Genomic DNA, 7,109 nt, shown 5'->3' with positions numbered 1-7,109 from the left:
ACTCAATCGGCATTCAAAAAGGCCAAATCTAACCCCCGCGACACGCCGAGCCAGACACACATTTTGACCCTTAACCCAAACATGCTTATAGAACACTTCTAAAGCTAAAAATCCCCGCCCAGCCCTCTAATCGAGAGCGGACGGGGAGATTAAAGAGCGAGCTTAGAACTGCTCTACGTCAACCAGGCCCAGCTTGGCAGCCTTAACCAGGCGGCGCGGGATACGGACGGTCTGGCCGTCGATGGTGACTTCCTGGAGGGCTACATTGTCAGCCTTCCACTGGGAACGGCGTGCGTGGGTGTTCGCACGGGACTTCTTAAACTTAGGAGTTGCCATTTTCTACTCTCCTCCTTACGCGTTCTTCTTCTTGCGGCGTGCCATGCCACCGAAGCGCTGGTTGAAGCGCTCGACGCGGCCGGCGGTATCCATAACGCGCTGTGCACCAGTCCAGAACGGGTGGGACTCAGCGGTAACGTCAACGACGATCAGTGGGTACTCGTTGCCGTCTTCCCACTCAACGGTGCGGTCGGAGGAAGCGGTGGACTTGGTCAAAAAGGAGTGACCGGTACCAGCATCACGGAAGACTACCGGGTGGTAATCCGGGTGAATATCTTTCTTCATATATATTCCCTCAGGGTTGGACTACGGGTCGGTTCCACACCCTTAGCGTGGATCGTGCCCGAGTTGGGACGTGCAAATTTCACTCTGTTAACCGCGCGCCGCGCGGCACGGGTCAACAACCTGAATTATCCTACAGTCAACTAACCCATATGCGAAATCCCCAACCAGCGGCAACCACTCATTTCACTCCCGTTTCTTGCGCCACGCTTAACGGTGCCCCACAGGCAAACACCACCCCAGCACGGCAAACGGCCCACCTGCCACAGCAAGATAGCGATTAGGTAATTCGCGTCCGAGGCTGTAAGATTTTCCCTTGCTGTTGTCAAAATATACGTTTTACGCCCCGTCTACTGGTGTTTGACGATGGCGCCGCACCCGCTCACACCTCACTTTTGAGCACTGCCACCCTCACACGGCAGTCGGCGCTTCATTGTCTATAGCCATGATGTGGGCGGCTAGGAGAAAGAAGACCCATGTCGGCTATTTGCCAGGTAACGGGCCGCAAGCCGGAATTCGGCAAGCAGGTCTCGCACTCGCACCGCCGCACTTCGCGCCGTTGGAACCCCAACGTGCAGCGTCGTCGCTACTACCTGCCCTCTGAGGGCCGTACCATCACCCTGAATGTTTCCACGAAGGGCATGAAGATCATCGACCGCGATGGCATCGAGTCCGTTGTGGCTAAGATTCGCGCACGTGGGGAGAAGATTTAAGTATGGCACGTAACGATATCCGCCCAATCATCAAGCTTAAGTCCACTGCGGGCACCGGTTACACCTACGTGACCCGTAAGAACAAGCGCAACAACCCGGATCGCATCACCTTGAAGAAGTTCGATCCGATTGCCCGCAAGCACGTCGAATTCCGCGAGGAGCGATAATCAATGGCTAAGAAGTCCAAGATCGCTAAGAACGAGCAGCGCAAGGAAATCGTCGCCCGCTACGCGGAGCGTCGCGCTGAGCTCAAGAAGATCATCAAGAACCCGAACACCCCGGATGAGGAGCGCCTGGAGGCTCAGTTCGAGCTGAACCGCCAGCCTCGTGACGCTTCCCCAGCCCGCGTACGTAACCGTGACGCTGCCGATGGCCGCCCACGCGGTTACCTCCGCAAGTTCGGCCTGTCCCGTGTCCGTATGCGCGGCATGGCTCACCGTGGTGAGCTGCCGGGCGTTCGTAAGTCCAGCTGGTAAAGGGGTAATTGCACAATGGCTAATAAGCGCAATAACCAAAAGAAGTTCCGTATGGAGCAGAGCCGTCGCCCAAAGAAGAACCCTTTGAAGGCTGAGGGCATCGAGAAGGTGGACTACAAGGACACCAAGACTCTGCGTCTGTTCATCTCGGATCGTCACAAGATCCGTTCCCGTCGCGTCACCGGTCTGACCCCGCAGCAGCAGCGTCAGGTTGCTACCGCAGTCAAGAACGCACGCGAAATGGCTCTCCTGCCGTTCACCACCCGCTAAACAGTAGCTGGGTATCAACAGCGCACTTTTGCCGCTGGCAAGTGTGACACGGTAAAAGAACCATAAGCTTTCGCCGCCTCCCTCCTCGAGGGCAGGCGGCGAAAGTCGTTTTAGCCCCCCTATCCCTCCTCGTGGCCCACATGCACGGCTTACCAGGCTGAGGTGTTAGATTGAAAACATTCGTGTACCCCGCAGCCGGCGGGGTACACTGGCCCCGCACTAGTGAAAGGCAGTGAGCAATGGCCCTGCACCAATCCCTACTCGATCTCTCCGAGCTCGCCCCGCACTGCCAATCTCGCGCTACGGCCCGCGGACTGCTCGCAGAGGCCCAAGATATCTTGCGCAACGCGGTCGCCCACCAGGACAATGAGATTGAATTGGCCCACTGGTATTCCCGGCTGATTACGGATATTGTTCGCTCCCCGGGGGTCAACTCCCCGGTCCGCCTTAGCGGCGCTGCCGCCCGTGGCGACCAGTTGCCCTCCATGCCCGTGGTGTGGATGGGTGAAGATGCCGATCTGCAAGAGGTCTTCGCTGATGTCGGTCTCCAGGCTCACGTAGCCGCCGATTCCATCGCCGCGCGAGTCGACGCCGGCCTGCCCCTTGGAAACGGCGGGGAACAAGCGCTACTGGCAGAAGCCTTGGGCCAGCGCCCTCCTGCCCTAAAGATGGTCGATGGCCTGCCGGACCGCGATACAGCGGTGGATATTAAAGTCACACTGCTCTCCCCCATCGCGGCAATCGCACGCTGGGCAGCGCCGGGGCCGCGCCCCACGGTGGATCGCTTAGCGATCGGCGTGGAACGCGATCTGCTTAGCGCTGCTGATGCAGAGGCTTTGGACCTAGCGTGGCGCACTGGCTATGCGTTAGAGTTGCGCCGTTGGTACGAGGGCGTTAGTGATCACTCGGCAACATTGCGCGATCTCCCGCCGTTAGACCGCACTGCTTATGGCTCCGCGTGCCGCATTGTCTCGGCGGCGTTTGAGTCTATTGCCCGTCGGACGGAAGAATATAAATAGTCTCTACGGTGCGGATTCGGAAGCAGTACCTAGTCGGGCATAAGATTGTACAGTTGATTATTAGAAGTGATTTCTCTTTTGCGAAAGGAGGCGTCCCACCGCATGGCAGGCAATGTCGGTAGGCCGCGTAAACACAGCCCGCGGCGCAGGGGCAATAGCGCCCGAGAGGAGATCCTGGACGCCTCCTCCGAGCTTTTCACTACTCAGGGTTTTGCTACCACGTCCACGCACCAGATCGCAGACGCGGTGGGCATCCGTCAGGCGTCGCTGTACTACCACTTCCCGTCCAAGACGGAGATTTTCCTGACGCTGCTCAATTCCACCATCGAGCCCTCCTTGGAGTTGGCCGATGAGTTGGCGGGTACCGACGCGGCCCCAGCACAGCGCCTGTGGTCTTTGGTCGCCGCAGAATCGCGTCTGCTGCTGACCAGTGGCTGGAACGTGGGCCGCCTGTATCAGCTGCCGGTGGCTAATTCTTCGGAGTTCTCCGAGTATCACGAGTCCCGCGACCGCCTACAGAATCATTTCCGCTCCACCGCCGCCGCCATTGTGGGCGAGGATGACCCCCGCGTGGAGCTGCCCTTCCACATCGCGCTGTCCGTTATTGAAATGCGCCCCAATAACGGCACCCCTCCGTTCGACGCTTCCCAGTCGGTTCCGGAGACTGCCGCCATGCTTGCCGACGCCGCCTTGGCCGTCCTCGGCGCCTCCGTCCCCGACAACGCCGAGGAAACTACCCTCGAGCTGCTCAAGAACCGCAACGACTCCATTTCTGCGGCCGCCGCCGCAGCGGCCGACCGCAAGAAGAAGTCGCGCTAGCCCCTCGTTTTCCGCGTTAGCGCTGCCACGACTCCGTGAACTCGCCCGTGGCGGCCAATCCACCGCCCTCGCGCACGCTCACTGCGCTCGGGGTCACCACGATGATCGACGGATCCGCATTGACGTAGTAGTTGTTGCCGTCTTGGGTAACGTCGCTCGTCTGGAACTGGCCATCAAACATCGACGAGCGATAGATCTTGTCGCCACCTCCGGTCTCGCAAATGATAACCCTGCCGTCGGGACCAGCCCCAGCGAACAAGGCACGCTCAAAGCGCTGACAGTTGGCGTAGCCACCATCGAACCATCCGTACTCGTTGAAATCAGCAATGTAGTTTCCTACACCAGTCTTCTGACCGCCACCGGTGGAAGACGAGGCCTCCTGCTTTTCCGTCTGCGTGACTGTGACCACCGGCGGTTCCTCAGGGGCTTCCTCTTTCTTGGTTACGGTCTCTTGCGCGGCCGTAGTTTCCTCGGCGTCCTCCTCTTCCTTGTCGGAGTTATTGACCGTGGTCATTCCGCTGCCCTTACCTTTGAAGCTCGGGGCAGCGTCGTCCGTGGAGTCACTGCAACCGCTCAGCGCGAGGCTGGCGGCCACGAGCGGGACGAAGCCTGCGACAATGAGCGAGCGGAGGCTTAAGCGAGAAGTCATGAGTTTTCCTTTCTACTGACGGGCTTAGCAGGCAGGGCTGGACCACTGGGTATCAGCCTGCGCTAGGGCTTCGGCCATGGAGGTAAGCACCGTTTGGGTGGAGGCGTACTGGCCATCAGGGGATGAGGCAATCAGTGCCACGGCGACGTCGTGCCCGCCCAGCTGCACGATGCCCATCTGCCGCACATCGTAGGAACCGGCCGGGCTCGGGCCCCAGCCGCCTTTCATCAAGGCGCCCGGCAGGGTGCGCAGGCCGTAGCCTTGGGCGGGATCGGCGACACCCATGGCGTCGATAATCGGCTGCGCTCCTTCAACGCAGCGCAACCCGGCCATAAACTTTGCTTGGTTGCCCACGCTCCACATGGTTTGGCCAAAGGCCGTAAATTCCGGGCGGGTGACCTGGGATTGGACTTGGGTGGCGACATCGCCCGCCTCCGCGATGACGCTTTGCGTGGCCTGCGCGGCTGCGGTCCCCTCCCCTAGCCCCGCCCACGCGGTCTTGGCAGCCTCGTTATCGGAGTAGGTAATCGCGGAAGACACCAACTGGTTATCGGCAGCACCCGTGCGATTCGCCGCGATGAGCACCGGCACCTTGGAGGTTGACCACGCGGCTTCGGGAGCGGTGCGCCCCGCTTCAATGGTGGTGGTGCCATCGGAGACCGCGATGCCCACATCGCCGTGTTCGGCCACGATGCGGTCAAGCACGGCTTGGACGTCACCAGAAGGGGCCGCGGCCGATGACTCCGAGGAAGAGGCAGGCGCAGTCGAGGCAGCTGGTGCCGCGGATGAGGCCGCGGGCGCTGCGGACGTGGTCTCTTTTCCGTAGAGGGGATCTGCCGTGCCGCGTGCCTCGGTGTTGACGAAGGTAGGGGAATTATTCGCCGCGTCCTCGTCACCGCAAGCGCTGAGGGTGAGCGCGCAGGCGATAAGGGCAGCTGCCGGGCCCCAGGCCCGGCGGATAGGGAATGTCATGGCATTTAGCTTAGGCTAGTGCGCGAAGTGGCGGGTACCGGTCAGGTACAAAGTAACGCCGGCTTCCTTCGCTGCCGCGATGACTTCTTCGTCGCGGATGGAGCCGCCGGGCTGAACAACGGCCTTAACGCCGGCGTCGAGAAGCACCTGCAAACCATCGGCGAACGGGAAGAAGGCGTCAGAGGCGGCGAAGGAGCCTTCGGTGCGGTTGGCACCATCGGCCAAGGTGTTAGCGCGCTCGACGGCCAGCTTGGCGGAGTCAACGCGGTTGACCTGGCCCATGCCTACGCCCACGGTGGCATTGTCCTTGGCCAGCAAGATAGCATTGGACTTCACCGCGCGCACGGCGCGCCATGCGAATTCGAGCTCAGCCAAGTCGGACTCGTTGAGGGCCTCGCCCGCAGCCAGGGTCCAGTTGGCCGGGTTATCGCCCTCGGCCTGGTAGGTGTCTGGCTCTTGGGTGAGCACGCCGCCGGAGATGTACTTGCGCTCCTCGTGCTGGTCTTCGTGCTCTGCCTGCAGCACGCGCAGGTTCTTCTTGGCCTTGAGCACCTCGATGGCGCCGTCCTCATAGGAAGGCGCAACGATGACCTCGGTGAAGATCTCCTTGACCTGCTCGGCCATCTCTACGGTGACCTCACGGTTGACGGCAATCACGCCACCGAAGGCGGACATTGGGTCGCACGCGTGCGCCGCACGGTGGGCGGCGGCGATGGACTCCTCGGACACGGCAATGCCGCATGGGTTGGTGTGCTTGATAATCGCAACACAGGGACGCTCGTGGTCCCACGCGGCACGCCACGCGGCATCCGCATCCTGGTAGTTGTTGTAGCTCATCTCCTTGCCATTGAACTGGGTGGCATTGGCAAGGCCCTTGGAACCGATGCGGGTGACGGTCGCCGCCTGGTGAGAGTTCTCGCCGTAGCGCAGCGGGGTGGTTTGGCCCTCCTCACTGAGCTGATCCACGAACCAGGCGGAGACGGCCGCATCATAATCCGCGGTGTGCAGGAAGGCGTCGCGCGCCAAGCCGCGGCGCTGCTCCAGGGTAAAGCCACCGTTGTTCACGGCCTCCACTGCCTCACCGTAGCGGGAAGGGTCTACCACAACGGCGACGGACGGGTGGTTCTTGGCGGCCGCACGCACCATGGATGGGCCGCCGATATCAATCTGTTCCACGCAGCCATCAAAGTCCGCGCCCGAGGCCACGGTCTCGCGGAAGGGATACAGGTTGACCACGACGAGCTGGAAAGGCTCTACCTCGAGCTCGGAGAGCTGGTTGAGGTGGTCGTCCTTGCGGGTATCGGCCAGGATTCCGGCGTGCACGCGCGGGTGCAGCGTCTTGACGCGGCCTTCCAAGCACTCCGGGAAGCCGGTGAGCTTTTCTACCGGAGTGACCTCGATGCCTAGGTCCGCGATCTTCTTCGCGGTGGAGCCGGTGGAGACGATTTCCACGCCTGCCTTATCGAGGGCGCGGGCTAGATCCTCCAGCCCGGTCTTGTCGTACACGCTGATAAGGGCGCGCTTTACCTGCTTGCGGTCTTCGCTCATGAGGAGGATTAAGCCTTTCGAAAAG

11 protein-coding genes are annotated in these 7,109 nt (G+C 61.1%); 6 read left to right on the top strand and 5 right to left on the bottom strand.

The window, feature by feature from the left end:
* Positions 1-162: 162 nt before the first annotated feature.
* A complete protein-coding gene (rpmF, locus tag QP941_RS10585; RefSeq protein WP_005279913.1) occupies positions 163-336 on the bottom strand; it encodes a 50S ribosomal protein L32 in 174 nt (57 codons plus the stop codon).
* 15 nt (positions 337-351) lie between these two features.
* Positions 352-621, bottom strand: a complete 270-nt coding sequence (locus QP941_RS10580; RefSeq protein WP_005323793.1) for a type B 50S ribosomal protein L31 — start codon at positions 619-621, stop codon at positions 352-354.
* A gap of 473 nt (positions 622-1,094) precedes the next feature.
* Here QP941_RS10580 and rpmB point away from each other — a divergent pair, with 473 nt between their 5' ends.
* The 6 genes from rpmB to QP941_RS10550 all read left to right on the top strand — a co-directional run bounded on the left by rpmB (position 1,095) and on the right by QP941_RS10550 (position 3,915).
* Positions 1,095-1,331 carry a 50S ribosomal protein L28 gene (gene rpmB / locus QP941_RS10575; RefSeq protein WP_005279911.1) on the top strand — a complete coding sequence of 79 codons (237 nt, stop codon included), beginning with the start codon at positions 1,095-1,097 and terminating at the stop codon, positions 1,329-1,331.
* A 2-nt stretch (positions 1,332-1,333) separates the two neighbouring features.
* Positions 1,334-1,498, top strand: a complete 165-nt coding sequence (rpmG, locus tag QP941_RS10570) for a 50S ribosomal protein L33 (protein WP_005279910.1) — start codon at positions 1,334-1,336, stop codon at positions 1,496-1,498.
* A 3-nt stretch (positions 1,499-1,501) separates the two neighbouring features.
* The gene (rpsN, locus tag QP941_RS10565; RefSeq protein WP_005279906.1) at positions 1,502-1,807 is read left to right on the top strand and encodes a 30S ribosomal protein S14; all 306 of its coding nucleotides are present in this window, start codon (positions 1,502-1,504) and stop codon (positions 1,805-1,807) included.
* 15 nt (positions 1,808-1,822) lie between these two features.
* Entirely contained in the window at positions 1,823-2,077 is a 255-nt protein-coding gene (rpsR, locus tag QP941_RS10560; protein ID WP_005279904.1) for a 30S ribosomal protein S18, read from the top strand.
* Between the two features lie 239 nt (positions 2,078-2,316).
* On the top strand, positions 2,317-3,096 hold the full coding sequence (locus QP941_RS10555) for a putative nucleotidyltransferase substrate binding domain-containing protein (RefSeq protein WP_284766848.1): 780 nt from the start codon (positions 2,317-2,319) through the stop codon (positions 3,094-3,096).
* A 102-nt stretch (positions 3,097-3,198) separates the two neighbouring features.
* A complete protein-coding gene (locus QP941_RS10550; RefSeq protein WP_204609795.1) occupies positions 3,199-3,915 on the top strand; it encodes a TetR/AcrR family transcriptional regulator in 717 nt (238 codons plus the stop codon).
* Positions 3,916-3,931: 16 nt separating this feature from the next.
* Here the strand turns inward: QP941_RS10550 and QP941_RS10545 are convergent, their stop codons facing one another.
* The 3 genes from QP941_RS10545 to purH are packed head-to-tail and all read right to left on the bottom strand — an operon-like array spanning position 3,932 to position 7,084.
* Positions 3,932-4,564: a hypothetical protein gene (locus QP941_RS10545; RefSeq protein ID WP_284868895.1), complete on the bottom strand. Its 633-nt coding sequence runs from the start codon at positions 4,562-4,564 to the stop codon at positions 3,932-3,934.
* A 24-nt stretch (positions 4,565-4,588) separates the two neighbouring features.
* On the bottom strand, positions 4,589-5,536 hold the full coding sequence (locus tag QP941_RS10540) for a hypothetical protein (protein WP_284868894.1): 948 nt from the start codon (positions 5,534-5,536) through the stop codon (positions 4,589-4,591).
* 15 nt (positions 5,537-5,551) lie between these two features.
* Complete coding sequence (gene purH, locus QP941_RS10535) at positions 5,552-7,084, bottom strand: bifunctional phosphoribosylaminoimidazolecarboxamide formyltransferase/IMP cyclohydrolase (protein WP_284814555.1); 1,533 nt, start codon at positions 7,082-7,084, stop codon at positions 5,552-5,554.
* Positions 7,085-7,109: the final 25 nt, after the last annotated feature.

It is taken from the genome of Corynebacterium sp. MSK150, assembly GCF_030229215.1.
GTDB lineage: Bacteria > Actinomycetota > Actinomycetes > Mycobacteriales > Mycobacteriaceae > Corynebacterium.
Note: the sequence above shows the minus strand (reverse complement) of the source record. Positions and strands in the feature narration are given on the sequence as shown.

Excerpts from the sequence above, each read along its gene's own strand:
- QP941_RS10555 (WP_284766848.1), top strand. The coding sequence starts at position 2,317 with ATGGCCCTGCACCAATCCCTACTCGATCTCTCCGAGCTCGCCCCGCAC.
- rpmB (WP_005279911.1), top strand. The coding sequence starts at position 1,095 with ATGTCGGCTATTTGCCAGGTAACGGGCCGCAAGCCGGAATTCGGCAAG.
- rpsR (WP_005279904.1), top strand. The coding sequence starts at position 1,823 with ATGGCTAATAAGCGCAATAACCAAAAGAAGTTCCGTATGGAGCAGAGC.
- rpmG (WP_005279910.1), top strand. The coding sequence starts at position 1,334 with ATGGCACGTAACGATATCCGCCCAATCATCAAGCTTAAGTCCACTGCG.
- QP941_RS10550 (WP_204609795.1), top strand. The coding sequence starts at position 3,199 with ATGGCAGGCAATGTCGGTAGGCCGCGTAAACACAGCCCGCGGCGCAGG.
- QP941_RS10580 (WP_005323793.1), bottom strand. The coding sequence starts at position 621 with ATGAAGAAAGATATTCACCCGGATTACCACCCGGTAGTCTTCCGTGAT.
- rpmF (WP_005279913.1), bottom strand. The coding sequence starts at position 336 with ATGGCAACTCCTAAGTTTAAGAAGTCCCGTGCGAACACCCACGCACGC.
- rpsN (WP_005279906.1), top strand. The coding sequence starts at position 1,502 with ATGGCTAAGAAGTCCAAGATCGCTAAGAACGAGCAGCGCAAGGAAATC.
- QP941_RS10545 (WP_284868895.1), bottom strand. The coding sequence starts at position 4,564 with ATGACTTCTCGCTTAAGCCTCCGCTCGCTCATTGTCGCAGGCTTCGTC.
- QP941_RS10540 (WP_284868894.1), bottom strand. The coding sequence starts at position 5,536 with ATGACATTCCCTATCCGCCGGGCCTGGGGCCCGGCAGCTGCCCTTATC.
- purH (WP_284814555.1), bottom strand. The coding sequence starts at position 7,084 with ATGAGCGAAGACCGCAAGCAGGTAAAGCGCGCCCTTATCAGCGTGTAC.